This window comes from Haematobacter missouriensis (assembly GCF_000740775.1).
Lineage (GTDB): Bacteria > Pseudomonadota > Alphaproteobacteria > Rhodobacterales > Rhodobacteraceae > Haematobacter > Haematobacter missouriensis.
Window position 1 is genome coordinate 1 of record NZ_JFGS01000031.1, and the last position, 25326, is coordinate 25326.

The following is a 25326-nucleotide window of genomic DNA, read 5'->3' on the forward strand; positions in this document are numbered from 1 at the left end:
GCAGCACATCAAGGAAGGCAAATATGCCTCACAACACTTGCCCCAACCTATCAAAAACAGATTGATGGCCTGAAAGCCGAACTCGCGCAGCACGACATCGAGACGATCCTTTCGAGGATTCGCTCTCTGAGCCAGGTGATTGGTTCGTCGAAAGTCCACGATCTCGACGGCCCAGGTTTTGCGACTTTCGGAGAAGCGATCTGCTCCGAGATAGGCAAGATCGTGGACGTCCGATTGCCAGAGACCGGATCAGCTTATGCAGATCTCGTGAATTGGATCACGGGCACAACGCGTGACTATCCGGTCGAGATTTTTACCACGAACTACGACTTGTTGTTCGAAGAAGCGCTCGAATCCGTACGAGCGCCGTACTACGATGGCTTCACGGGTGGTCGCGAACCATTCTTCGACCCCGTCTCAGTGTCGCGCAGTGATCTTCCCGCGCGCTGGACGCGGCTATGGAAGCTCCATGGATCGCTCGGCTGGCGCGCCAGCGCGAAGGGCGAAGTGATCCGCACGGGGCAGAGCTCGGCAAGTCACCTCGTCTTCCCCGAACACCTGAAATACGATCAAACACAGAAAGCGCCCTACGCAGCGTTGCTCGATCGCCTTCGTACATTCCTGCTCACCCCCGACACGCTACTCATCTCTATTGGATTTTCTTTTGCCGATGCACACATCGCGGCCCGGATAGATGAGGCGCTCGGCGTTGTTGCAGAAGTCAGTGTGTGAGCGCAGTTTTCCCTTTCCGCGTTGAGTTCATGCCACGCGTTTGATCTCGGCGGATCCGAGGGCATTGAAGCGGTTCATGAGGGCGATGCGGATATGGATTTCGGCGGTCTGGCGGTCCGGGTCTCGTGATGAGATGCGTTCACCGAAGGCCTTGAGGCAGCGCATCCTTGCCTCGATCCTGCTTCGGACGTGATAACCTGACCAGCGCTTCCATATGGCCCTGCCCAAGCGCTGGGTTGCCCGGAGGATCTCGTTGCGCGCCCTGGCTGCGGGGCAATCCTCCTTCCAGAGACGGCCATTCCTCCGGATCGGGATGATGGCGGTGCCGCCTCGATCCAGGATCGCGGTGTGGCAGCGTCGGGTGTCAAAGGCACCGTCGCCGGTGACGGTGCCGATCTGTTCATCCTCTGGGATCTGGTTGAGCAGGTCGGGCAGAACAGGGCTGTCGCCTTCACGGCTTGAGGTGAATTCGACGGCGCGGATGTCACCTGTAGCCGTGTCCATCGCCAGATGAACCTTACGATATTGGCGTCGGCGATGCGGGCCATGCTTGCGGGCAAGCCATTCCCCATCACCAAGAAACTTGATCCCGGTGCTGTCCACCAGCAGGTTCAGCGGCCCCGGCGCACGGCGGCTCGTGATCTGAACCGTGATGCGCTTCTGCCTGCGGCTCAGGGTCGAGAAATCGGGCACCCGCCAGTCGAGCCCGGCCATCGAAAGGATGCTCGCCACCATCCCTGTCGTTTGCCGGAGAGGCAGGCCGAACAGAACCTTCACCATCAAGCAGAACTGGATCGCGGCATCAGAGAAGACCGGCGGCCGACCATTGCATCCGGATTTGGGTGCGCGCCAAACCATGTCCTTGTCCAGCCAGATCAGAAGGGACCCGCGCCGCTTCAAGGCATCGTTGTAGGACTTCCAGTTCATCGTGCGGTAGCGGGTGGGCTCAGGCTTGCTCATACTCGCCCCTTAGGGCGTGTTGACAAAAGGGATTCACCGGGCGCGGTGATCGTGATTCAAGCTGGTATCTGCAATGGAGACCAGCGTGGCACGAAACCTGATGTCGAACGACGAGTGGGCGTTCTTTGAACGCTTCATCCTGGCTGTCCGTTCTCCGAACGGCCGCAAGCCCACGAACCATCGGCTTGTTCTGGATGGGATTTTCTGGATCGCCCGAACGGGGTCGCCCTGGCGCGACCTGCCGGAAGAGTTCGGCAAATGGTCGTCTGTCTATCGGCAGTTCCGGCGCTGGACGTTGGCGGGGCTGTGGGAACAGATCCTGGAGGCGCTGAACGAGAGCCGGATCGTGCCGGATGCGCTGCAGATGATCGACAGCACCGTGGTTCGCGCTCATCATCAGGCAGCGGGCGCAAAAGGGGGACTCCGCGCCAAGGTTTCGGCCGCTCGCGAGGTGGCTTCACGACCAAGATCCATCTGCGGGTCAATGCGGCAGGCCTGCCCATGAGAACCGAGATCACGGCCGGGCAGACATCGGACTACCTCGGCTTCGATCTGGTCATGGCTGACAACCTGCCCGAGCCAAGCGTTCTGCTCGCAGACCGCGGCTACGACTCCGACAACATCCGCAAGACCATGGAGGTGCGCGACGTGGTGCCGGTCATCCCCATGCGCAAAACCCGGAAGCTACGGGTCGCCGTTGACCGCAGGCTCTACCGCCTGCGCAATCTCGTTGAGCGGTGCTTCAACAAGCTCAAGAATGCCCGTCGCGTCGCCACCCGCTACGACAAGACCGCCGAAAGCTTCCTGGGCTTCATCGACATCACGTCGATCCGCCTCTGGCTCCGCCATTTGTCAACATGACCTAGACAATGACAAACCCGCCAGCATTAGTGACATCGATTCGGTTCTGTCACTAAGCGCGGCTGAATATCAGGCTGCGGCGCCAGGGCGGCAGGACGCCAACAGATCGGACGCGAGTTGTCGCCGCGCATGTGGCGGCAGCTCGTCGGCCGCTCGTTTCGCAAGCTGTGCCATGCCACGCTGGCCGAGGTCATCGTGCCGAAGGCGATGACCGCAGGCCACGAAGTAATACCAGATTTCCGGCGCGGTGGCGCAGGCCGCCCAGTTCTCCGCTTCCGCCTCGATAGAGGCGAACGCGGGGAACGGCGTGCCGGGCCTGACAGTATCCAGCCACGCATAAACTACTTCCTCGGCGTCATGTACGTCACAGTCGGCCAGGGCGGCCATCAGCCGCCGCCGGGCCGCAATGCGATCTGCAAGGGCGTTCTGTGTCACAGCCGATACTCCTCGACGATCCGGCGGGCGCGCTGATGGTTATCCAGCATGGCGCGGAAAAAGGCGTGGCGGCCTTCGCGGTGTTCACGGCTGCGCTGAAACAACGGGTCGATAACCAATCGCGCAGCGCGAATGACGGCGCGGTCCGATGCGCTGACATGCAGGTGAAGGCGGTTATAGGTTCCGGTCCACATGGTCTATCCTCCTGATGATGGGAAAGGGCGGGCCGCAACCCGCCCCTCGTGATTAGCCGTTCTTCAGCTCGGCCATGCGATCAGTGAGAAGCCACAAGGCACGGTTCAAGGCACGGTTCTGGTCGATACCCTGAATGGCGCGTGTGGTGCGCTTTGCCGGTCGGCCGTTGGAGTCGATGACGCGACCACGCTGGCCGCCCTTGATGACGTTTTCCTGCACCACATTGAATGCGGTCCAGAGATCGGCTGCGCCATCGCCGGAACGGCGGGGCCGCAGCAGGGCCTCCGGCGTGATGGGCGCGACGCTGGCGTCGCCTTCGGTCGGAAAGCGCAGGCCATGGGCGCTTTCGGCCAGAATGTTGCGCTCTGCATCCGACAGCATGATGCCTTTGAAGCGGCTGACCTGATCGGCCACGACAGGCGCATCTTCCAGCACGGTATAGGCACCTTCGATCACCTGACCGATGGCATCTCCCGAATGGCGGACCTTCACTTCGCTGAACGTGTCGCCGCACATCAGGCCATTGGCGCAGACGAAGCGGAAAAAACCGGGAATCACCTGATAGGCGCTGGTTCCGTCATTGGCGTTGATCAGGATGATTTCGAAGGCATCGCCTTGGCTGCTGACAAGCGAGCGGTGGCGCAGGCGGACCATGTGCTTGGTGTATTCGGCCTTACCTTCGATCCGGGTGCGGGCCTGATAGGCGCTGAACGGTTCAAAGCCCTCGCCGCGCAAGCCTTGCAGCACGGTGATCGTCGGCACCGGGGCAAAGCGGGTGCTGCGGCTCTCGTGGGCCTCGGTCGCAAAGATCGACGGCACGGCGGCGCGCAGTTCGTCATCGGTCAGGGCTTCGCCGCTGGCGTGACCGCTGACATTCATTCCGCGCATGAAACGATTGAAACCCATTTTTTCTTTCCTTCCAAAGTGGTGTGACGGCTGCCCTTGGTGCCCTTCTGATAATGGGGCGAGCCGGAATGAGGGCAGCGAAGTGCGGCCCCTCATTCCGGCTTGCCTCCCGGCGAGGGCAGGAGGGGGTCCCATGCAAGGTTGGAGGTCAGGGGCGAAGGGGAGGGGGATCACCCGGCCTGCACGACGACGAAGGAGGAGGAAGGCTGGGGATACCCCTTCGCCCCGTCCGACCGATGGCCTTGAATGGGGGAACCGGCGGTTCCCAAGGCGGACGCGCGCAGCGCGGCCAAAAAACAGGGCGGGGGCGTTCGGCTTGTCCGAATCCCCCCGACCAGGCGCAGCCCGCATCTGTGATCTGTCAGCTATTTCTGGCTTTCCGTCAGATTTCTGACCCAAACGGCACCGAGGCCGGGGTCACGTTATCGACGCTTTGAGCCCATCAGCGACATTCGTGCCGGCTGCATCGAATGCAGGTGCAGCGTGAGCACTCGGCCCTTTGCGGTCGGTCGGGAGAGCAGCAACGCCGCGGTGCGGCTTTCCCAGACCAGACATTGGTGCAGGTCGCAGCGTGGACCATCGGGCCATGTCCGGTTACCTCGGCACGGAGCATCAAGGTCATGCCAGCTGCGAATATCACATGCGACCGCATGCTGCGATCGTTAGATTAAAGACCTGAAACCACCGCTTGTCTGGAGCAACTGCCGAATGTTCTCGCTTGCCGCGTCCAGACTACGACCGCCCGTAGCGACACCGACGTGAAGGCCACCACGGCAATCGACAGCTTAACCCCGACGCGTAGATCGTGATCGCCCACAGGCGCCTGATTCTATCCCCGTTGACCATGTCTCACGGTCCCTCGCAGATAGGAGCGCGGACTGTCGGGACTTGTCCGACCTCGACCGTGAACGCCCGGAAGCCGAGTTCGTCGATCAACAGGATGCGATAGGTGGGGTTGCCGTCGGTCCACCAAGGGTCTGGCAGGGTGAGGTCGGTGATGAAGCGATGCGTGCAGGACTGGCCGGAACTGTAGGGGATTCCCTCGGGGCTGGTGCCCGACAGGGGCATGTGGATATGGCCGAAGACGATGTGGCGCACCCCAGCCGAATGGGCGACAAGGCGCGCCAGAAGGGCGCCGTCGTCATGCAGGCTGATGTCGCGGAAATGGCGGATGCCGTCCGCGACGGGGGGATGGTGGACGAAGACCGTCACGGGCGCCGGACCCGCTTCGGCCAGCGCCGCGTCCAGCCAGGCAAGGCGATCGGCGCCGTAGATGCCGCCGATCACCCCGGCCTCGTGCGTGTCCAGGAACAGGAGCCGGCCGGAATCGGTATCAAGGACGGACTGGATGTAACCGTTCGCGTCGCGCGGGTGATCGGGGAAGGCGGCGACGAATTCGGGGCGGCGGTCGTGATTGCCCAGCAGAAGCCGCACCGGAAAGGGCGCAGGCGCAAGGATCTCGCGCAGAAGCGCATAGGCTTCGGCATCGCCGTGATTGCAGAGATCTCCGGTGATCACCAGAAGGTCCGCGTCGGCGTGCCGCCCCAGGATGTCGGCCATCGCCGCGCGCAGCCGCGCCTCGGGATCGACGCCATTGGCGGGGATGCCCGGCGGCATCAGATGCGTGTCAGTCAGCTGGATGATCTTCATGGTGGTCCCTGCGAAAGAAAAGATGCGGGGCAGCGCGCCCCGCATCCGTGACGGCGCGAACGCGCCTTACTGCATCAGCGCATTCGTCTGCTCGACCATCTGGGCCAGCCCGTCCTCGGGCGAGACCTCGCCGCGCATGACGGTGCCGATGATGTCTCGCTGCGTGCGCCAGACGCGGACCGAGTCGCCGCCCGGATAGCCAGCCCAGGGCAGCGAGCGGTCGGCCTGGCGCGCGGCTGTCGCGACATTCGGATGCTCGGCGTAATAGGGCGCGAGGTAATCCTCGCCCGTGGCGCGTTTGTTGGTGGGCAGATAGCCGGTGATGCGCACGATGATGTCCTGCGCCTCGGGGCCGGTCACCCATTTGATGTAGTCCCACGCCGCCTGCTGCTTGGCCTCGTCCTGCGTCAGCATCACGGCCGAGTTGCCGCCGGTCGGCACGCCGCCGTTTTCGGGATCGTCCAGCGGGAAGGTGGTCGTGATCAGCTCGAAGCGGTCGCCGACCAGACCCTCGATGGTCTGGACATGGGCGGGGGTCGAGAACAGGAAGCCCGTCATGCCGGCGCCGAACTGCTGGCGGGCCTGATCCCAGTCAAAGGTCGGCGCGCCGGCCTCGGCCGCCATCTGGCGGATCATCGTCAGCCCGTTCAGGCCGATCTCGTTGTCAAAGGCGACCTGATTCGTCTCGGTGTCGATCAGCTTGCCGCCCTGCTGGTAGACCATCGCCTGCCACAGCCAGTCATCGGGCCAGCCCGCAATGTCATAGGACATGCCGGCGACGCGGGGATCGGCCTCGTGGATGGTCTTGGCCAACTCGATCAGCTCGGGGAAGGTGGTCGGCATGTTTTCGGGATCGCCGCCCGCGGCGCGCACCAGATCGGCGTTCACATACATGATGGGCGAAGAGGCGTTGACCGGCAGCCCGTATTGCTTGCCGTCCACCACGCCAAGCGCCAGCATACTGGGTGCGAAGTTCTCGTCGAGGAAGGTCTGCCCGCCCTCGGCCTCGATGAAGGGGGCCAGATCGACGATCTGATCGCGCGGGGCCAGCGCCTCGACCAGCTCCGCCGTCAGGTTGTAACCCGAGAAGTAGACATCCGGCAGGTTGCCGGTCACGGCCGAGCGCAGGATCTGCTGCTGGCCCTCGTTATAGCCGACGGCGGGGGCCAGGAAGTTGATGGTCACGTCAGGGTTGTTTTCCATGAACGCATCGGCCAGCGGCTGGTGGAAGCGCGTGAAGCCGGGCAGGTTGTAAAGCACGTCCAGCGTGACCTGCTGGGCCTGGGCGAGGCTTGGCAGCGCCAGCGCGCAGACGGCGGCGCCCAGGGTGAAACGGCGGGATAAAGTCATCTTTGCTCTCCGGGTCGGGGGCCCTATTTGACCCCGGTCATGGTGATGCCCGCGATGAAGCTGCGCCTAGCCAGCAGGAAGCAGACGATCATCGGGGCGGTGATCATGGCCGCGCCCGCCATCAAGGCGCCGTAATTCGCGCCGGATTCGACATCCGAGAAGAACAGCATTCCCAGGGGCGGCGGGGCGATCGCCATGTCCGAGACGACGATCAGCGGCCAGTAGAGGTCGTTCCAATGCGCCACGACCGAGAAGACCGAGAAGGCCGCCAACGAGGGCAGCGAGCCACGCAGCACAAGGCACCAGCAGATCTCCATCTCGGAAAAGCCGTCCATGCGGGCAGCCTCGATGATCTCGTCGGGGTAGGAACGGAACGATTGGCGGAACAGGAAGATCGCAAAGACCGACAGGAAGAACGGCATCATCTGCGCGAAGTAGGTGTTCAGAAGATTGGTGCGGGCGAGGCCGACGAACAGTGGCAGCGCTAGGGCCTGCATCGGGATGCACAGCGCGCCGATGACCAGCGCCATCAGAAGACGCCGGCCAGGAAAGCGCAGCTTGGCCAGGGCATAGGCAGCCGGCACCGCCGTCAGGACCTGCACGATCAAAATGCCACCGCAGACGATCAAGCCATTCAGCATGAACCGCGCCATTGGCACCGTGCTGGCGGCCTGACTGTAGTTCTGCACTGCGCTGAACTCGCGCGGGATTGGCCAGAGAGAGACATCAAAGATTTCGGCCGGCGCGCGGATCGAAGTCAGGATCATCCAGTAGAAGGGCAGCAGCATCAGCGCCGCGCCAAGTCCCAAGACCAGGTGGGGAAAAAACCGCCGCATCAGTAATGCACCTTCCGGTCCATGCGCATGGTCTGGCCGATCGACAGGACCAGCACGATTGCCAGAAAGATCAGCGTCAGCGCGGCAGCGTAGCCCGTGTTCGAATACTCAAACCCCTCAAGATAAAGCGCATAGAGCAGCGTTTCAGACCCCGAGCGGCCCTTGGTCAACACGGCCACGGTCTCGAAAACTTTGAAGGCCGAGATCGATGTTGTGACGATCACGAACATCGTCGTCGGGCCCAGCATCGGCCAGGTGACTGTCAGAAATCGGTCGATGGGGCTGCGGGCCCCGTCCATGCGCGCAGCGTCGATCAGGTCGTTCGGGATAGCGGTCAGCCCCGCGAGGAACAGCACCATGTTGAAGCCAAGCACTTGCCAGATGCCGATCAGCGCCAGCGTCGGGATCAGCAGCGCCGGATTGCCGAGGAAAGACACCGGATCGAAACCCGCCCAGGTGATCGCCGCGTTGACGGGCCCCAGGGTCGGGTGCAGCAGGAACTGCCAGACCGTGGCCATCGCGACCAGCGTCGCGGTGACGGGCAGGAAATATGCCGTCTCCCACAGCGCGCGGGACCGCCGGCGCCCATGCACCAGCAGCGCGATGCCCAAGGCGAGGAAGACTCCGGCGGGGATCACCAAGACGGCATAAAGGGCGGTGTTCGCCAGCGCGCGGGTAAACACCGGGTCCTGAAAGGCGGCCCGGAAATTACCGAGACCCACGAACCGCCACTCCAGTGCGCCAAGCCGGTAATCGGTGATGGAAAATCCGGTCAGCACGAGGACCGGCAGGATATAGATCGCCAGCATCAGAAGCACCGCGGGCGCGACAAAGAACAGACCCCGCGGCAGGGCGATGGCACGGTGGGCGGGTGCGGCGGCGGGCAGGACGGCGTCGGTCATGCGGCCACCTGGCCGGCAGCCCATGCGGACAGCCGCTGCCCGTCCGCCGCGAACAGATGCGCCCGCTCGGGCGGGATGCTCAGCCGCAGCATGTCGCCCCGCGCCGGCCGGGCGCTGGCGCCCTGTCGCAACACGAGGGTTGCGTGATCAAACTGCAGCGCACAGGTCAGGAAACGGTCGGGGCCGTGCGTCTCGACGCGGAGGACCTCGGCGGCCAGTCCCTCGTCCCCGGCCTGCAGGTCCTCGGGGCGGATGCCGACGGTCAGGGGGCCCGGCCGCGCTCGGATGCCCGTCGCCTGTCCCGCGATGTTAACGCGGCCCTCGGCATCTGCCTCGGCCGGCAGCAGGTTGATGCCGGGCGAGCCGATGAACCGCGCCACCGCCAGGGTCGCCGGTCGCTGGTAAAGATCGTCGGGAGTGCCTAGCTGCTCGATCCTTCCGTCGATCATCAGCGCGATGCGGTCCGACATCGTCATGGCCTCGGTCTGGTCGTGGGTGACATAGACGAAGGTCGCCCCAAGGCGGCGATGCAGGGCCGCCAGCTCATCCCGCATATGCGCCCGCAGCTTCGCGTCGAGGTTCGACAGCGGCTCGTCCATCAGAAATGCCGCCGGCTGGCGGACCAGCGCCCGCGCCAGCGCGACCCGTTGCCGCTGCCCGCCCGACAGCTGCCCCGGTTTGCGGTCCAGAAGATGGGTGATCTGAAGCGTCTCGGCAGCCTTTGCGACGGCCGCGTCGATCTGGGCCATCACCGCCTTCGGCGCCAGCAGCCGGCCCAACAGCGGCAGCCGGGCGGGCAATGTCAGAAGCCGCATCCGCAAGGGCGTCGCAATGTTCTGACGGACGCTCATATGCGGATAGAGCGCGTAGGACTGGAACACCATCGCAAGGTTTCGGTCGGACGGATCGCGTGAGGTCACATCCTCGGCGCCAATGAAGACCAAGCCATGGTCGGGCGCTTCAAGACCGGCAATGACGCGCAGCAGCGTCGATTTCCCGCAGCCGGACATTCCGACCAGAGAGAGGAACTCACCCTCCTTCACCGAAAGGTCGATATCCGTCAGAACCTGCGTGGCTCCGAAGCTTTTGCGTATGCCTCGGAGGTCGATGGATTGTTGCGACATGCGCGCTCCTTTTTCGAAGGAGAGTGTTCCACGTAGAGATGTCAGATCGGCTACAAGTCGGTTAAAGTTTTTTGACAAGTGCTCCTGGTTCTACTCCCACAGTCGGTGGCGCAGGATCACAAGTGTTTCAGCAAGGCACCCAAGCTCTGTTAGTCGTTGTGTCCGCTGCCAGCCGGCCAAAGCGAGGTGATTTTCCTATGTGACAATCTTGAGTAACCAGCCTTCCACGCGCAAAACGAGAGGACCTGTTATCTGTGAGCAGAGGAACATCTGGCAGCAATTGCTGCACCGGCTTTTGCTGTGGGAGCGGCGAAGGCGGAAGAGAACTTGCCCCACCCCGATTAGAGTTACAATAGCGCCGAGCGCACCTTTGCGCTACTCCATGCATAGAACGGCCCAAAGCGGACCTTCATCCCGACGCCGAGCGCCGCGTTGCAGCTTCTCCAGACCGGCCATTCGCTGCGGGTGCTCGATTTCTTTAGTGTCTGAGGTCAGCAATGCGGACGAAGGGGCCGTTCAGAGGTCTGAATTCAACGGCCTCTTCAGATACCAACCTTTCGCTGATTTCTTAGGAATCTAGACAGTAAGTATGGCTCGGGTCTGCGAAGCCGCGGCCAAGCCTCCCCCATCGTTCGGCATTGTGATCGGCGACGGTTTGCTTCATATCAGCGGTTGCTGATACCTTATTCCTTCCAAGCATTGATGGCAGGCTATGAGTTCGAAGGATACCCAAGAAAAGCGGCGCCGGAGCGGACGGCCGCTCATGATTTTGCCTATTCTTCTGTTTGGGTTGCTGGGCGTAGTCTTCTACTGGGGCCTCTGGAACAACGACGACCGGTTGCCCTCGACGCTGATCGGAAGACCAATCCCGGAATTCGCGCTCCCGCCCATCGAAGGGCGGCAGGACGGCCTAGCCTCGGCGAACCTGCTAGACCAGGTTTCTCTCGTCAACGTCTGGGCGTCGTGGTGCGTCCCCTGCCGCACGGAGAACCCGCTTCTCGTCGATCTTGCCGAAGCGGGCACCGTTCCGATCTACGGTATCAACTACAAGGACGATGCCGAGGAGGCGCTGGGTTTCCTCGAAGAGCTCGGCGATCCCTTCACCCGCATCGGCGCGGACCGATCAGGCCGCGTTGCGATAGACTGGGGCGTCTATGGAGTGCCGGAAACATACATAATCGACGCCGAGGGGCGCATTGCATACAAGCATGTCGGCCCCTTTGATCAGGCCTCGCTTGAGGAGGACATTCTGCCGGTCGTGCGCCGGTTGCAGGCTGAGAGCGACCCGTGAGGCGACGTGACGTCCTTGCCGGAGTCTTGGCGCTTGCGGCAAGCCCTGCCTCCGCCCGACCACCGATCCCTAATCACGGGACTCCGCGTGATCTCCTGTCGCCGCCTTTCGTGGATGGAGATGGACGGAATCTGACGCTGGCGGACTTCGAGGGACGTGTCGTGCTTCTGAACATTTGGGCGACCTGGTGCCCGCCTTGTCGCGAGGAGATGCCGACGCTCGACGCGCTGCAAGCGCGCCTCGGCGGATCGGATTTTCATGTTCTGCCGCTGTCGATCGATCGGGCCGGTCTCGAACCTGTGCGCCGCTTCTACCGAGAGACCGGCATTCGCAACCTCGATCTCTATATCGCGGAGGATACGCGCGCGATGCTGGCCTTGGCCGTGGTGGGCCTGCCGACAACGATTCTGATCGACCGCATTGGGCGCGAGCGCGGGCGCCTCGCAGGCCCGGCCGAATGGAACAGCCCCGAAGCCGTTGCGCAGATAAGCGCTCTTATTGACGAACGTAAGCAATAGGACATGGAAAAGCACGACGACCGCGCCAGCCGTTCCGCTCCGTGCGCACACGTGGTGGCGGTCTACCGATCAGTTTGGAGATGTGGATTTGATTGAACTTTCCGCTCTTGGACTAATGGCGGCATTGCTGGCCGGTGCCGTTTCCTTTCTGTCGCCCTGCGTGCTGCCGCTCGTGCCCGGCTACGTATCCTACGTTGCCGGACGTACGGTCACCGGCAGTGCAGCGCCTTCGAAGGGGCGGGCCGTCTGGCTCAGCTTCTGTTTCGTCCTTGGCTTCTCCACGATATTCATCGCGCTTGGGGCCTCTGCCACCGCGCTCGGTCAGGCGCTGCTGCAGTGGCGCTACGAACTCAACCTCGTCGGCGGCGCGATCGTGATCCTGTTCGGTCTGTTCATGATCGGGGCAGCGCGCCTGTCGGCCATGGAGCGCGACCTGCGTTTCCATCGCGACCTGCCGGGCGGGCAACCGGTCGCCTCCTACGTGCTCGGACTCGCCTTCGGTTTCGGCTGGACACCGTGCATCGGGCCGATCCTCGGCGCCATCCTAACCGCCAGCGCGACAAGCGCGACGATTGGCGAGGGCGTCGCATTGCTTGCCTTCTACTCGGCCGGCCTTGGGATCCCGTTTCTGGTCGTCGCGGGGTTCACCGACAGTATTGCCGGCAGGCTGCGCGGCATCGGTCGTTGGGGTCGCCGCCTGCATCAGGCTGCGGGCGGCGTCATGATCCTGATGGGCCTGGCGATGATGACCGGGCGGTTGAGCGCACTGGCCTACTGGCTGCTGGACACCTTCCCTGTCCTTGCGCGGATCGGGTGAACAGATGCGACTGTACGAGAAACATATCCTCCCTCGGCTGACGCATCTGGCGATGGGCCAGGATCAACTTCTTCCCTACCGGCGCCGCGCCGTCTCCGGGCTGCATGGACGTGTGCTGGAGATCGGGATCGGCTCGGGCCTGAACCTTGCGCTCTACCCCGAGGCCGTGCGTCAGATCATCGGTGTTGACCCGTCGCCCGAACTCCTCTCTCGGGCCGCGCAAACCTCCCATGGCCTGATGCCCGCGGCCGAGATGATCGAGGGCGTGGCCGAAGCATTGCCGCTGGAGGATCGCAGCGTCGACTGCGTCGTCGCCACCTGGGCGCTCTGCAGCGTGTCGGAGCCGGAGAAGGCGCTCGCCGAGATCCGGCGCGTTCTCAAGCCGGACGGCATCTTCCGCTTCGTCGAGCATGGTTTGGCGCCGGAGCCCGGTGTCCGGCGCTGGCAGCGCTGGCTCACGCCCGTCTGGAAACACTGCGCCGGGAACTGTCACCTTGACCGTCCAACGGCCGGCTTGATCGAGACAAGCGGCTTCCGAATGGAGCGGCTCGACACCGGCTACGCGACAGGTCCGAAGCCCTTGGTTTTCATGTATGAGGGGCAAGCTCGCCTCTACTAAGGAAGCTTGGAAAAAGAACAACATCGGCTTTCGATTCGTGGCGCAACACTAATGGCAAGGCAATCAATTCTCGCCTCGAACTTTGGCTGCAGGCTCCGCATTATGAGGTATCACGAGTAGTCAGCAAGATAACCGGCAGGCCAATCTGACGCGCGGCATCCGCGTCGAGATCGCCAGCCTCGTCTACAACATCATCGAGGTCGTCGTATCCGTCACCGTGGGACTTCTGACCGGCAGCGCGGCACTGGTAAGCTGGGGTCTCGACAGCACGGTCGAAGCCACCTCAGCCGCGACGCTGATCTGGCGCTTGAAGGGGGAGAGAGGTGCCGGCAAGCGCACGGTCCTGCACCGCAAGAAGGTCGCGCTCTACGTGGTTGCCTGTGCGTTCTGGATCGTCGTCGCGGCGATCCTCTACGAGGCGGTCTCCGCCTTCATTTCGCAGAAGGCGCCGGGCTTCAACTGGTGGGGTATCGCGATTCTGGGTGCTTCGCTCGTGGTCAACCCGTTCCTCGCCTGGGGCAAGTATCGCTATGGCAAACGGCTCGATGCGCCCGCCCTGAAGTACGATGCCAAGGACACCATGATCTGCCAGTATCAGACAATCGTGGTGTTGGCCGGGATCGGTCTGACGCAATGGATGGGCTGGTGGTGGGCCGACCCGGTCGCGGCGCTTCTGATCGTGCCCTACGTTGCGTGGGAAGCGTTTGAGGCCACCAAGGATGCGCGGTCGGTCGATCCGGAGGAGGCCGACGCTACTGCCGACGCCTGACGTTGCGCATGATGAACCGGGATTTAGGCATGGGCGGCAGTTCTTCGGTTTCCAGATCCAGATCCTGATCTGGCACTTCGTAGTCGATGGCGTTCACGAAGAAACTGCAAAACGCCTTCATCTGGCTGATCGCGATCCACTCGCCCGGACAACGGTGGTTCCTGTGGTGATCACCACCGCCCTGCGGAATGAAGTCGTAGGGGGTGGCCTCCCGATCGTGAAACCGCTCGGGCCGGAACTCTTGCGGCGCGTCCCACGAGCGAGCGTCGGTATTTGTGCCGTAGAGGTCGAGCAGAACCCTGTACCCTTTGGAAAAGCGATATCCGCGCCACTCGAAATCGCTCTTCACCCGTGCCGCGACCGCGGGAAAGAACGGATACAGACGGCGGACCTCTTGCACGAAAGGTTCGAGCTGTCCCTCGTCGTCCTTCAGCTTTTGCCGCCACTCGGGATGCCGATGCAGGGCATGCGCCGCCTGGGCGATGAACGCAGAGACGGCGACGATCGGGCGTACTACGTTCAGAAGCTCCACGGCGGCAACCTTGGAGGTCAGCAGCTCCCCATTCAGATCGCGCCACGTCGCGACGACATGGGCGGCGCTTTCCTGTCCTGTCTGAAGGCTTCCGTCGCGCACCCGTTCAATAATCCCGGCTATCCAACGCTCTGCGCGATGCCGCGCCAGACGCGCACCCCAGTGCTTCCAGCCGACCGCCCCGGCGTCTTGGAAGAGCGCCGTCATCTGCGCCGTCCGCGTCTTGACCTCCGCTTCGGGAAGCGGCACGCCCGACCAGGCGCAGGCAGCTCTGGTGAGGATTTCGCGCACTTCGTCGTAGAGAACGACCTTCTCCGCCGCTTGCCAGTCCCGTGCGTAGCGGTCCAACAGGTCCCGCGTCGTGTTTTCGAGAGCTTCGATCCGCTCCGACGCCATGAGTGACATAAACATCCGCTTCCGATGACGGTGGGCCTCGCCATCGAGCCCCTGGATGCCCTTTTCGCCGAGCAGGGTTCTCTGGATACGCTTCGGCATCGAGCCTGCGCGCACGAGCCCATCCTCGGAATAGAAGACCTCCGCAGCTGCGGCACCAGTCATGCAGATCGTCTTTTGAAAGAGGATGCGGGTCTCGAACAGGTCGCCCTCAAGATCGCGGCATGTGTCCGGAATGAACCCATATGGGTTGCGCAGCAGGGCAAGCGTGCTGTCGATGCCCTTTGCGGATGGAATGCTGGACATCGATTATTTCCCCGTAACGTTTTCTTCTCGGTGGTTACGTTCGGGCTTGTTCTGCGCCGAGCGGAAGCTGTCCCAGAACAGCAGGGCCGCACCGCAGAAAATCGCCACATCCGCAAGATTGAAGGACGGCCAGTGGTATGTTCCGTAATGGAAATCCAGAAAATCCGGGACGGCCTGATAACGCAGCCGGTCGAGGACATTGCCGAGCGCGCCGCCGATGATCAGACCGAGAGCGGCAGCCGTCAGCCTGTCCGGCGCGCGCCACAACCAGATCAGCAGCCATGCCACGATTACGGCAGCAAGTGCGATGAGACCCCACCATGGCACGATCCCGCCCAACATACCGAAGCTGACGCCATCGTTCAGAACCCGCACGAGATTGAGAAAGGGCAGAACCTCGACTCCGCGCTCAAGCGCCGGTGTGTTCAGGGCAAGCGCCTTGGTGCCCTGATCGAGACCAAAGGCTGCGATCGCGCAAAGCCCGCCCAGAAAGCGGCTATTCATGCCGGCGCCTTCAGATCGGCCCGCGCATCGCGAATGATCGCCCAGGACGAGTGCAGGAACAGTCCGGCGATGCCGAAGGCGACGATGAGGTCCGGCCAGGCGCTGCCCAGCCACGCCACGAGACCGGCGGCAACGACAACCGCCGCATTGCCGATGGCGTCGTTGCGAGAGAAAAGCCAGACGGCCCGCATGTTCGCGTCGCCCTTGCGGAACGGCAGCAGCGGCAGAACGGAGATGACGTTGACGACAAGGGCAATCATGCCAAGCAGGCCCATGAGACCCGCATCCGGCGTCGTCCGTTCGAAGACCCGGACGATGGTCGTGCCGAGGACGCCAAGACCGAGGAGCCCGAGGAAGATGCCTTGGATCAGAGCCGACCGTGCCCGCCAAGCGAGGCTCCAGCCGATGGCCAGCAGGCCGAGGAAGGTGATCGCGCCATCGCCGATGAAATCGAGCGCATCGGCCTTCACGGCCTGCGATCCGGAAATGAAACCGCCGATCATTTCGAGGACCCCGTATCCCACGTTCAGGATCACGACGATCCAGAGGGCACGGCGGTAGGCCGGGTCCTGATGGGCGGGATTCGGCGGAATGTCTTCATCGCCCTCGATCCGGTCGAAGCCATAGCCTGTCACCGCGACTGCCTTTTCGATGTCCGGCAGGCGCACTTCGGGTGCAGTCAGTGTCATGATGTGCGTCGCGGCCGACACTTTCACATCGCCGGGCGCGACCCCGGCTGCCTGTGCCGCCCGCTCGATCTGCGCGGCATCCTTGGCGCAATCCATACCGGAAACCCGGTAACGGACGGGCGGGACATCTGCCGTCGATCCGGCATTTTCGGTGTTGGCCATGGTCGCGCTATTCCTGCTAGGATGAATCGAAGAACAACATATCAGCGAGGAGTGATATGGCGCAATTGGTCGATGACCGCAAGAGCGCAACCATCGAGCGACGGGCGAAGCTGTTCCGCGGCTTCGCGGACCCGAGCCGCCTGGCCATCCTCGGTGCACTTTGCAACGAGCCATTGGCCGTTCACGAGATCGTCGAGCGGACCGAACTATCGCAACCCAACGTCTCCAACCATCTGAGGTGCCTGCTGGACTGCGGGCTTGTCGCCAGCGACCGCGAAGGGCGCTTCATCCGTTACCGTATCAGCAACCCGCGCATCACGGTCCTTCTGAACGATGTGGACGCACTTCTCGACGTGGTCGCAAAGGGTGTTGAGGCGTGTGACAATTATCGTGAGGCGTGAGTCAGAACGGACGGCCGGTCGACTCGGCGCAGATCGGTTGGAAAGATGTTGTCCGTGTGCAGGGTCCGACCGGAATCCTGCTGAGGTTCGACAAGCTGGCTTCGGAAGAGACACCATTCATGTATCACTGCCACATCCTCGAACACGAGGATGCGGGCATGATGGGGCAGTTTACGGTCACATAACAGGACCCCACCCGCTCGACACCGGGCGTCGTCAAGAGCTTACGTCTTCTTGCGGCGTTCTATCAGGTGCCGGTGTCGCCTTGTTGAAACGCATTACGGAGTATGTCTAGACCCGAACGGAGAACACCTCGCTAAGCTGCGGGTCCGCCGAAGCGGCCGTCCAGTCGCTCGGCAGCATTCGTCAAAAAGGGCTCGCTACCGACCTTCGCCGCGCCAAGCATGAACGGCAGCTCGGTATAATCCGCAAGGTTGTTGACCGAAGGCACACGGTAGATATTTGCGGTACTTGCAAGAGCGCTCGGTTATCCTTGGCTTGCCGTCGTCGATGGAGATGCCGCCGGGCTCGGCTACATCGCCAGGATCACCGCACGAAAGTTTTCCGCCGAGGAAATGGCTCGCCGCACCTTCTCGTTGCCGGCCGGTTATCTCGAACAGCAGCTCATAGCAGATGGACTGCAAAACGAACTGAAAGCAATTCTTGTCTCTTTTGGAAACGTAGGAGCAGCGGATTTTGACGATGCGACATTGATTGCGGCACTCGAGAACGACAAGAGCGGCTACGCAGCCGTCCTCGCAAAACAGTGCGCCGAGAACCCGGCGCTGGCGCAGCGCATGCCTGCATCATTCCGCAATGCAATCTTGGCATTGAGAGGCCTAACATGACCGATACCGCCCTCAACGTGGCATTGTCAGAACTGACCGAAGCACAAAGTATCGCTGTCGCTTGGCGCGATGGCCCGATGTTCGTTCTCGCCGGCCCCGGCTCCGGCAAGACCCGCGTCCTGACGACGCGGGTGGCCAAGCTGCTTGCCGATACGCCCGATCGTTCGTTCCGCGTGCTGGCTCTGACCTTCACCAACAAGGCGGCTGACGAAATGTCCGCGCGCGTCACTGCATTGGTACCTGAACAGGAACGGCGCGCTCTGATCGGGACCTTTCACTCCTTCTGCATGCAGATGCTGCAGCAGCACGGCTCCCACATTGGCATCAACCCTGATTTTGCAATCTACTCGCTCGACGTCGATCGCCAGGAAATTTTGCGCGACGCGATCAAACAGGCGGGCCTGAGCCAAAACGACGTTCGGCTTCTGTCTACCATTGACAAGCTTAAGTCGCAGCTTATCCAACCGACAGGCTCGGCCCGATACTTTCGTGATCCGTCCGATGGCGCACGGGTGGAGCAGGTATACACCGCATACGAGGCGGCGCTCACCCAAGCCAATGCCCTAGATTTTGGTTCGCTCATCGCCCAGGCCTATCGCCTTGTCACAGACTTCCCCGGCATCGCCGGACGCTATCGCAAGACCTATGCCTACTGGATGTTCGACGAGTTTCAGGACACTACCGATGGGCAGTACCGACTAATCCGCGCGCTCGCCGGCAAGGATTTCAGGAATGTCTTCGCCGTCGCCGACGATGACCAGATCATCTACCAGTGGAACGGCGCGAGCTACCAACAGATCCAGCGGTTCCGAGCCGACTTTTCCCCGCAGGAACTGCAGCTTCCCACAAACTACCGTTGTCCGCCCGCAATTGTTGCCGCCGCGAACCATCTTGTGGTCCATAATCTGCAACGCACGGCCGCCAAGCAGCCGCTGGAGGCGGGCAAGACCTCGCTGAAATATCGCGATGAACAGCACATCCGCGTCCTACGCTATTCCACCGACGAGGTGGAAGCCGCGTCGATTGCGGAAGGCATCGCCAAAATCGACCGCGCTCGATGGGGTGAAGTCGCGGTACTGGCCCGTACGCGCTACATGCTAGAAAAGCTTCAATCCGCGCTGACGCAGAAGCAGGTCAGTGCGGTCATTTCTCAGCGCCGCGATGATTTCCGATCACCTCAGTTCCTGTGGCTCACTGCCGTACTTCGCCAAGCGCTGCGCCCGCTTGATCGGCGTGCGCTGGAAACCCTGACCGGCGCTTTCAATCGTTGGTTTGGCACTGACGCCCGTGTCGATCTCATCATCACCGCCACCGAATTGACGGAACGCTCCCTGCTCGATGAATGGGCGGTAGCGGTCAAAGCCGGACTGGGTGATGATGTCAATGGCAACGCTCTCGTCGATGTAGCTGCAACCTTCGCAAAGGAGCCCGCGCGGTTCAGGCAGTTTGTTGACGCAGTCCTCGCCATGATCCCGGCGCAGGACGATGAAGCCAGTGACATTGCAGAAGACCGGGCGGCTTGGTCCGATCTTGTGAGAAGTATCGGCAAAACCATCGGCCGCGATGCGCCACTTGAACAGTTTCTCCAGGAACTGGCCATCCGCTCAAAGGAAGCCCCAGTCGGCAGCAATACCGTGACCCTTATGACGATCCACGGCGCCAAGGGGAAGGAGTTCGATCATGTTTATGTGGTCGGACTGGCGGAGGACATCTTGCCGAGCTTTCAAAGCCTGAAGGCGGGCGAGAACAGCGCTGAAATGGAAGAGGAGCGGCGCAACTGCTTCGTGGCTATCACGCGTGCGCGAGAGTGGCTCTGCCTCTCCTATGCAGACAACTATCGGGGATGGAACAAGCAACCGTCACGTTTTCTACGCGAGATGGGTTTCGTGTTGCCCGATCAACCAGCGCAATGAAGCTCTGATCAGTCCAGCACCAAGTGGTTGGCCTGCTGGACACTGATGACGAACCCACGAATGTCCGCCCCCGTCATTGCACCACGCCTCCGGCGCAGAAGCAGCGAAAGCCCGCCTTTTCGCCCCTGCTGGTCGAGCTTGCTGCAGTGCAGCCGATTACCGCGCCTCAGCAGCGAACGGCAACTTGGTCCGCAAGGTCGCAATGTTCATCGAATCAGCCGGCTTGTGTTGAGCGACTCCCCCGCGCCGCGCCGCCTTGGCCCTGAGTAGCATCACCGCCATTCTCCTGTATTTGCACGCCACACTACTACGACGGTCGAAACTTGTTGAAACGGCCGCTTTGGGGTCTCTTTTAGTCATCCCCATCCGGGGAACTCTCGCCTCCCCGGTGGAACGGGGACGAGATGGCAGGCATCAACCACAATCAGGCAACGGTGGACCGCGGCGCGCGCATGCTCCGAACGGCGCTCGGGCCTGCCATCTCAGCCCTGCTGCAAGACCCGTCGGTCGTCGAGGTCATGCTGAACCCCGATGGCCGGATCTGGGTGGACCGGCTGTCCGAGGGACTGGCCGATACGGGCGAGATACTGTCGGCTGCCGATGGTGAGCGCATCGTGCGGCTGGTCGCCCACCATGTCGGTGTGGAAGTGCATGCCCGCAGCCCCCGCGTCTCGGCCGAACTGCCGGAGACCGGCGAGCGCTTCGAGGGCCTGCTGCCGCCGGTCGTCGCCGCACCCGCCTTCGCCATCCGCAAGCCCGCCGTCACGGTCTTCACACTCGACGACTACGTGGCGGCCGGCATCATGTCCGCCGGTCAAGCGGAAACGCTCCGCGCCGCCGTCCAGTCGCGTGCGAACATCCTCGTCGCCGGTGGCACGTCCACCGGCAAGACCACGCTGACCAATGCGCTGCTGGCCGAGGTGGCCAAGACGCAGGATCGCGTCGTCATCATCGAGGACACCCGCGAGCTGCAATGCGCGGCACCCAACCTTGTCGCCATGCGGACCAAGGATGGCGTTGCCACTCTGTCCGATCTGGTCCGTTCCTCGCTGCGGCTGCGTCCCGACCGTATTCCGATCGGTGAGGTGCGTGGCGCCGAGGCGCTCGATCTCCTCAAAGCCTGGGGCACCGGGCACCCCGGAGGGATCGGCACCATCCATGCCGGTTCCGGCATCGGCGCGCTTCGCCGCCTCGAACAATTGATCCAGGAAGCCGTCGTCACCGTCCCGCGCGCCATGATCGCCGAAACCATCGACCTCGTGGCCGTCCTTGCCGGTCGCGGTTCCGCACGGCGGCTTGTCGAACTCGCCCGCGTCGATGGTCTCGGTCCCGACGGCGACTACCGGATTTTCCCCGCCTTTTCAGAACCCGGCACCACTCGCAACACTGGAGAACCTGCATGATCCGTCGCGCCTTCCGCATCCGTCACCATATCGCAACCGCCGCCGCCTTCGCCTGGGTGAGCCTGATGACATCCCCGGCCTTTGCCTCCGGCTCTTCGATGCCCTGGGAAGCGCCGTTGCAATCCATCCTCGAATCCGTCGAAGGGCCGGTGGCGAAAATCGTGGCGGTGATTATCATCATCGTCACAGGCCTGACGTTGGCTTTCGGCGACACCGGCGGCGGCTTCAGGCGACTGATCCAGATCGTCTTCGGCATCTCCATCGCCTTCGCCGCCAGCTCCTTCTTCCTCTCGTTCTTCAGCTTCGGCGGCGGAGCGCTGGTCTGATGGCCGTGAGTTTCGAGGCGCTCGACGCGGTGCCGGGCTTCGCTGTCCCGGTCCACCGCGCCCTGACCGAGCCGATCCTGCTCGGTGGGGCGCCGCGATCCGTCGCGATCCTGAACGGCACGCTGGCCGGGGCAGTCGGCCTCGGCCTCCAGCTCTGGCTCGCCGGCATCCTGATCTGGGCGGTCGGTCACATCGCCGCCGTCTGGGCCGCCAAGCGCGATCCGCTCTTCGTCGAGGTCGCGCGCCGCCATCTGCGCATCCCCGGCCATCTCTCGGTGTGAGGTTTGATCCATGATGAATCTCGCAGAATACCGCCGCACCGCTTCCCGCCTGGCCGATTATCTGCCCTGGGTGGCGCTGGTCGGGGAGGGAGTTGTCCTCAACAAGGATGGCTCGTTTCAGCGGACGGCGAAGTTTCGTGGCCCCGATCTGGATTCCGCCGTCGCGGCCGAACTGGTTGCGGTCGCGGGACGGCTGAACAACGCCTTCCGCCGTCTCGGCTCTGGCTGGGCCATTTTCGTGGAAGCACAGCGTTCGGAGGCCGCAACCTATCCTGCGGACCGCTTCCCCGATCCCGCCTCGGCATTGGTCGATGCCGAGCGCAAGGCCGATTTCGAGGAAGAGGGCAGCCATTTCGTCTCCGGTTACTTCCTGACCTTCCTCTGGCTCCCGCCCGCCGAAGATGCCGCACGATCGGAGTCCTGGCTTTACGAGGGCCGCGAGACCTCGGGCGTGAACCCGTGGGAGCTGGTGCGCGGCTTCATCGACCGCACCGACCGCGTGCTGGCGCTGCTCGACGGCTTCATGCCGGAATGTAGCTGGCTCGATGACGCCGGCACGCTGACCTACCTCCATTCCACCATCTCGACCAATCGGCATCGCGTCCGCGTGCCGGAAGTGCCGATGTATCTCGACGCTCTGCTGGCCGATCAGCCGCTGACCGGCGGGCTGGAGCCGCGCCTGGGCTTGTCGCATCTCCGGGTGCTGACGATCACCGGCTTTCCCGGCACGACCACCCCCGGCCTCCTCGACGAGATGAACCGGCTGGCCTTTCCCTACCGATGGTCCACCCGCGCCATCCTCATGGACAAGACCGACGCGACCCGGCTGCTGACCAAAATCCGCCGGCAATGGTTCGCCAAGCGCAAGAGCATCGCGGCGATCATCAAGGAGGTGATGACCAACGAGCAATCCGCGCTCGTGGACACCGATGCCGCGAACAAGGCCGCCGACGCGGATATGGCGTTGCAGGAACTCGGCGCCGACATGGCCGGCATGGCCTATGTCACGGCGACCGTCACCGTCTGGGGCGAGGACGCCCGCCGCGCCGACGAAAAGCTGCGGCTGGTCGAGAAGATCATCCAGTCCCGCGATTTCAGCGTCATGGTCGAGACGGTCAATGCCGTCGACGCCTGGCTCGGCAGCCTGCCCGGACATGCCTATGCCAATGTCCGCCAGCCGCCGGTCTCGACGCTCAACCTTGCCCACATGGTCCCTTCGTCCGCTGTGTGGGCGGGGCCGGAACGGGACGATCACTTCGGCGCACCCCCGCTGCTTTACGGCAGAACCGAAGGATCGACCCCGTTCCGGCTGTCCCTTCATGTCGGCGACGTAGGCCATACCCTTGTCGTCGGACCGACCGGCGCCGGCAAGTCGGTGCTGCTGGCGCTGATGGCCTTGCAGTTCCGTCGGTACGCGCGCTCACAGGTCTTCGCCTTCGATTTCGGCGGCTCCATCCGCGCCTCCGCACTCGCGATGCAGGGTGACTGGCATGATCTCGGCGGTGAACTGACCGACGCTTCCGAGACGTCGGTTTCGTTGCAACCGCTGGCCCGCATCCACGAGACATCCGAACGTGCCTGGGCCGCCGACTGGATCGTGGCGATCCTGATGCGCGAGAACATCCAGATCACGCCCGAGGTGAAGGAACATCTCTGGACCGCGCTGACCTCACTTGCCTCGGCTCCGGTCGGGGAACGCACCATCACCGGCCTCGCCGTGCTGCTTCAGTCCAATGACCTGAAACAGGCGCTGCGCTCCTATTGCGTCGGCGGTCCCTATGGTCGGCTGCTCGATGCGGAGGCCGAGCATCTCGGCTCGTCGGATGTGCAGGCATATGAGATCGAAGGCTTGGTCGGCACCGGCGCGGCGCCCGCCGTCCTCTCTTACCTGTTCCACCGTATCGGCGACCGGCTCGATGGCCGGCCGACGATGCTGATTATCGACGAGGGCTGGCTGGCGCTCGATGACGAAGGGTTCGCGGACCAGCTCAGAGAATGGCTCAAGACCCTGCGCAAAAAGAACGCCAGCGTCATCTTCGCCACGCAGTCGCTGTCGGACATCGACAATTCGGCCATTGCACCCGCGATCATCGAAAGCTGCCCGACACGGCTTCTGCTGCCAAATGAGCGCGCCATCGAGCCGCAGATCACCGCGATCTATCGCCGCTTCGGCCTCAACGATCGCCAGATCGAGATCCTCGCACGGGCCACGCCCAAGCGGGACTACTACTGCCAGTCGCGGCGCGGCAACCGCCTGTTCGACCTCGGATTGTCAGAAGTCGGGCTGGCGCTTTGCGCGGCATCGGCCAAGTCCGATCAGGCCCTGATCAGCGACATCCTCGCCGAGTATGGCAGCAACGGGTTTCTCGCCGCCTGGCTACGTGTACGCGGCGTCGATTGGGCGGCCGATCTCATCCCGGACCTCACCAATCTCGCGACCGAAAGCGAACACCTGCCGCCAGTCGTCGATGAAAACGAATTCGGCATCATCCTGGAAGAAGAGGAGATTACCCCATGAAGCGCGCAATTCCCCGGTTCATCCGCATGGCAAGCGCCTCGACGCTCTTGCTTGCGCTCTCCGTGCCGCTGGCTCTGGCGCCGGTGTTCACGACACCGGCCCATGCCTTCTTCGGCGGGTTCGGCCGGATCGTCTATGACCCGACCAACCATGCCGAGAACCTGCTGACCGCCGCGCGCACGCTGGAGCAGATCAACAATCAGATCACCTCGCTCCAGAACGAGGCACAGATGCTGATCAACCAGGCCCGCAATCTCGCGAGCCTGCCGTATTCGTCGCTCCAGCAGCTTCAGCAGAACGTCCAGCGCACTCAGCAGCTTCTCGGTCAGGCCCAGAACATCGCCTTCGATGTGCAGAACATCGACCAGATGTTCCAGCAGGACTACGGCAATCTGTCCCTGACCGCGACCGACCAGCAGCTCATTGCCGATGCCCGGTCCCGCTGGGAGAATACCGTCGGGGGCCTCCAGGATGCCATGCGGGTGCAGGCCGGCGTTGTCGGCAACATCGACAGCAACCGGGCCGAGATGTCCGCGCTCGTCGGCGAAAGCCAGGGCGCGACCGGCGCGCTTCAGGCCACTCAGGCCGGCAACCAGCTTCTCGCCCTCCAGTCGCAGCAGCTTTCCGACCTGATCGCGGTCATCTCGGCCAATGGCCGGGCCGAGGCCCTCATGGAGGCCGAACGCGCGACCGCCGCCGAGCAGGGCCGCATCCAGCGCGAGCGGTTCCTCACCCCGGGTTCGGGCTACCAGCCCGGCAACGCGCAGATGTTCAACTGAGCCGGGGAGGGCAGATCATGGAAGGGAAGGTGCTGGTCCGGATTGCCGCCATCGTGTTCGTCGCCGTCGCGATCACCGCGGCGATCATCGAGATGACCCGCGAGGAAGCCCCCGCGCCAGCACCTTCCGCTCCTGCTCTTTCGCGTCAGGTCGATCCCCTGCGCGAAGGGCAGCGCCGCTGTCAGGAGATGGGAGAGGCGGCAGCCAATGATGCCGCCTGCCTGGGCATCTGGGCCGAGACCCGCGACCAGTTTCTCGGCCGGACACCCGCGCCGTCGACGCCTGGCCCGGATGAGGGGCGATAAT

General features: G+C 63.1%; 28 protein-coding genes and 1 pseudogene. 17 read left to right on the forward strand and 12 right to left on the reverse strand.

The window, feature by feature from the left end; genetic code table 11:
• Window positions 1–732: SIR2 family protein (locus tag CG51_RS15235; protein WP_211254210.1), on the forward strand; the 732-nt coding region annotated here is incomplete at its 5' end.
• Window positions 733–759: 27 nt separating this feature from the next.
• Here CG51_RS15235 and CG51_RS15240 read toward each other — a convergent pair.
• Window positions 760–1692, reverse strand: coding sequence for an IS5-like element ISPpa3 family transposase (locus tag CG51_RS15240; RefSeq protein WP_026155396.1), 933 nt, complete (start codon window positions 1690–1692; stop codon window positions 760–762).
• Between the two features lie 100 nt (window positions 1693–1792).
• On the opposite strand from CG51_RS15240, the pseudogene CG51_RS19670 reads away from it, so the two are divergent.
• Window positions 1793–2553, forward strand: a pseudogene (locus CG51_RS19670) (IS5 family transposase).
• Between the two features lie 69 nt (window positions 2554–2622).
• Here CG51_RS19670 and CG51_RS19265 read toward each other — a convergent pair.
• From CG51_RS19265 to CG51_RS15290, 8 genes are all read right to left on the reverse strand, one after another.
• Window positions 2623–2988, reverse strand: a complete 366-nt coding sequence (locus CG51_RS19265) for a hypothetical protein (protein WP_051930695.1) — start codon at window positions 2986–2988, stop codon at window positions 2623–2625.
• Complete coding sequence (locus tag CG51_RS15260; protein WP_035746427.1) at window positions 2985–3182, reverse strand: hypothetical protein; 198 nt, start codon at window positions 3180–3182, stop codon at window positions 2985–2987. The genes CG51_RS19265 and CG51_RS15260 overlap by 4 nt, the downstream gene beginning before the upstream one ends.
• A 52-nt stretch (window positions 3183–3234) precedes the next feature.
• Window positions 3235–4185 carry a DUF932 domain-containing protein gene (locus CG51_RS15265; protein WP_428829759.1) on the reverse strand — a complete coding sequence of 317 codons (951 nt, stop codon included), beginning with the start codon at window positions 4183–4185 and terminating at the stop codon, window positions 3235–3237.
• Window positions 4186–4938: 753 nt separating this feature from the next.
• Entirely contained in the window at window positions 4939–5739 is an 801-nt protein-coding gene (locus CG51_RS15270; protein WP_035746484.1) for a phosphodiesterase, read from the reverse strand.
• 66 nt (window positions 5740–5805) lie between these two features.
• Window positions 5806–7089 (reverse strand): ABC transporter substrate-binding protein, encoded by a 1284-nt coding sequence (locus tag CG51_RS15275; protein ID WP_035746428.1) that lies wholly within the window; start codon window positions 7087–7089, stop codon window positions 5806–5808.
• 23 nt (window positions 7090–7112) lie between these two features.
• Window positions 7113–7877, reverse strand: a complete 765-nt coding sequence (locus CG51_RS15280; RefSeq protein WP_233141185.1) for a carbohydrate ABC transporter permease — start codon at window positions 7875–7877, stop codon at window positions 7113–7115.
• Between the two features lie 47 nt (window positions 7878–7924).
• Window positions 7925–8827, reverse strand: a complete 903-nt coding sequence (locus CG51_RS15285; RefSeq protein ID WP_035746485.1) for a carbohydrate ABC transporter permease — start codon at window positions 8825–8827, stop codon at window positions 7925–7927.
• Complete coding sequence (locus tag CG51_RS15290) at window positions 8824–9951, reverse strand: ABC transporter ATP-binding protein (protein WP_035746430.1); 1128 nt, start codon at window positions 9949–9951, stop codon at window positions 8824–8826. The genes CG51_RS15285 and CG51_RS15290 overlap by 4 nt, the downstream gene beginning before the upstream one ends.
• A gap of 763 nt (window positions 9952–10714) precedes the next feature.
• On the opposite strand from CG51_RS15290, the gene CG51_RS15295 reads away from it, so the two are divergent.
• The 5 genes from CG51_RS15295 (at window position 10715) to CG51_RS15315 (ending at window position 13965) form a co-directional block, all read left to right on the forward strand.
• On the forward strand, window positions 10715–11242 hold the full coding sequence (locus CG51_RS15295; protein ID WP_035746431.1) for a DsbE family thiol:disulfide interchange protein: 528 nt from the start codon (window positions 10715–10717) through the stop codon (window positions 11240–11242).
• A 110-nt stretch (window positions 11243–11352) separates the two neighbouring features.
• Complete coding sequence (locus CG51_RS15300) at window positions 11353–11760, forward strand: TlpA disulfide reductase family protein (RefSeq protein ID WP_312528960.1); 408 nt, start codon at window positions 11353–11355, stop codon at window positions 11758–11760.
• A gap of 115 nt (window positions 11761–11875) precedes the next feature.
• Entirely contained in the window at window positions 11876–12577 is a 702-nt protein-coding gene (locus CG51_RS15305; RefSeq protein WP_416171637.1) for a cytochrome c biogenesis CcdA family protein, read from the forward strand.
• A 52-nt stretch (window positions 12578–12629) separates the two neighbouring features.
• Window positions 12630–13196: a class I SAM-dependent methyltransferase gene (locus CG51_RS15310; RefSeq protein ID WP_230383522.1), complete on the forward strand. Its 567-nt coding sequence runs from the start codon at window positions 12630–12632 to the stop codon at window positions 13194–13196.
• Window positions 13197–13413: 217 nt separating this feature from the next.
• Window positions 13414–13965 (forward strand): cation diffusion facilitator family transporter, encoded by a 552-nt coding sequence (locus CG51_RS15315; protein WP_233141184.1) that lies wholly within the window; start codon window positions 13414–13416, stop codon window positions 13963–13965.
• On the opposite strand, the gene CG51_RS15320 is transcribed toward CG51_RS15315, so the two are convergent.
• From CG51_RS15320 to CG51_RS15330, 3 genes are read right to left on the reverse strand one after another with little or no spacing between them, the layout of a single operon-like run.
• Window positions 13949–15196 (reverse strand): cytochrome P450, encoded by a 1248-nt coding sequence (locus CG51_RS15320; protein WP_035746437.1) that lies wholly within the window; start codon window positions 15194–15196, stop codon window positions 13949–13951. The genes CG51_RS15315 and CG51_RS15320 overlap by 17 nt on opposite strands.
• A 3-nt stretch (window positions 15197–15199) precedes the next feature.
• A complete protein-coding gene (gene lspA / locus CG51_RS15325; protein WP_035746438.1) occupies window positions 15200–15700 on the reverse strand; it encodes a signal peptidase II in 501 nt (166 codons plus the stop codon).
• Window positions 15697–16551, reverse strand: coding sequence for a cation efflux transmembrane domain-containing protein (locus tag CG51_RS15330; protein WP_035746439.1), 855 nt, complete (start codon window positions 16549–16551; stop codon window positions 15697–15699). Before CG51_RS15330 ends, lspA begins: the two co-directional genes overlap by 4 nt.
• Window positions 16552–16607: 56 nt before the next feature.
• On the opposite strand from CG51_RS15330, the gene CG51_RS15335 reads away from it, so the two are divergent.
• From CG51_RS15335 to trbK-alt, 10 genes are all read left to right on the forward strand, one after another.
• On the forward strand, window positions 16608–16952 hold the full coding sequence (locus CG51_RS15335) for an ArsR/SmtB family transcription factor (RefSeq protein ID WP_035746440.1): 345 nt from the start codon (window positions 16608–16610) through the stop codon (window positions 16950–16952).
• Window positions 16949–17137, forward strand: a complete 189-nt coding sequence (locus CG51_RS15340; RefSeq protein ID WP_035746442.1) for a multicopper oxidase domain-containing protein — start codon at window positions 16949–16951, stop codon at window positions 17135–17137. The genes CG51_RS15335 and CG51_RS15340 overlap by 4 nt, the downstream gene beginning before the upstream one ends.
• Before the next feature lie 390 nt (window positions 17138–17527).
• Window positions 17528–17800, forward strand: a complete 273-nt coding sequence (locus CG51_RS15345) for a hypothetical protein (RefSeq protein WP_035746443.1) — start codon at window positions 17528–17530, stop codon at window positions 17798–17800.
• The gene (locus tag CG51_RS15350) at window positions 17797–19713 is read left to right on the forward strand and encodes an ATP-dependent helicase (RefSeq protein ID WP_035746445.1); all 1917 of its coding nucleotides are present in this window, start codon (window positions 17797–17799) and stop codon (window positions 19711–19713) included. Before CG51_RS15345 ends, CG51_RS15350 begins: the two co-directional genes overlap by 4 nt.
• Window positions 19714–20165: 452 nt before the next feature.
• Window positions 20166–21116 (forward strand): P-type conjugative transfer ATPase TrbB, encoded by a 951-nt coding sequence (trbB, locus tag CG51_RS15355; protein WP_299364168.1) that lies wholly within the window; start codon window positions 20166–20168, stop codon window positions 21114–21116.
• Window positions 21113–21442, forward strand: a complete 330-nt coding sequence (locus CG51_RS15360; protein WP_035746450.1) for a TrbC/VirB2 family type IV secretion system protein — start codon at window positions 21113–21115, stop codon at window positions 21440–21442. The genes trbB and CG51_RS15360 overlap by 4 nt, the downstream gene beginning before the upstream one ends.
• Window positions 21442–21723, forward strand: a complete 282-nt coding sequence (locus tag CG51_RS15365) for a VirB3 family type IV secretion system protein (RefSeq protein ID WP_035746452.1) — start codon at window positions 21442–21444, stop codon at window positions 21721–21723. The genes CG51_RS15360 and CG51_RS15365 overlap by 1 nt, the downstream gene beginning before the upstream one ends.
• 10 nt (window positions 21724–21733) lie before the next feature.
• Window positions 21734–24241 (forward strand): conjugal transfer protein TrbE, encoded by a 2508-nt coding sequence (trbE, locus tag CG51_RS15370; protein ID WP_035746454.1) that lies wholly within the window; start codon window positions 21734–21736, stop codon window positions 24239–24241.
• Window positions 24238–25020 (forward strand): P-type conjugative transfer protein TrbJ, encoded by a 783-nt coding sequence (trbJ, locus tag CG51_RS15375; RefSeq protein WP_035746456.1) that lies wholly within the window; start codon window positions 24238–24240, stop codon window positions 25018–25020. Before trbE ends, trbJ begins: the two co-directional genes overlap by 4 nt.
• 17 nt (window positions 25021–25037) lie before the next feature.
• On the forward strand, window positions 25038–25325 hold the full coding sequence (gene trbK-alt / locus CG51_RS15380) for a putative entry exclusion protein TrbK-alt (protein WP_035746458.1): 288 nt from the start codon (window positions 25038–25040) through the stop codon (window positions 25323–25325).
• Window position 25326: the final 1 nt, after the last annotated feature.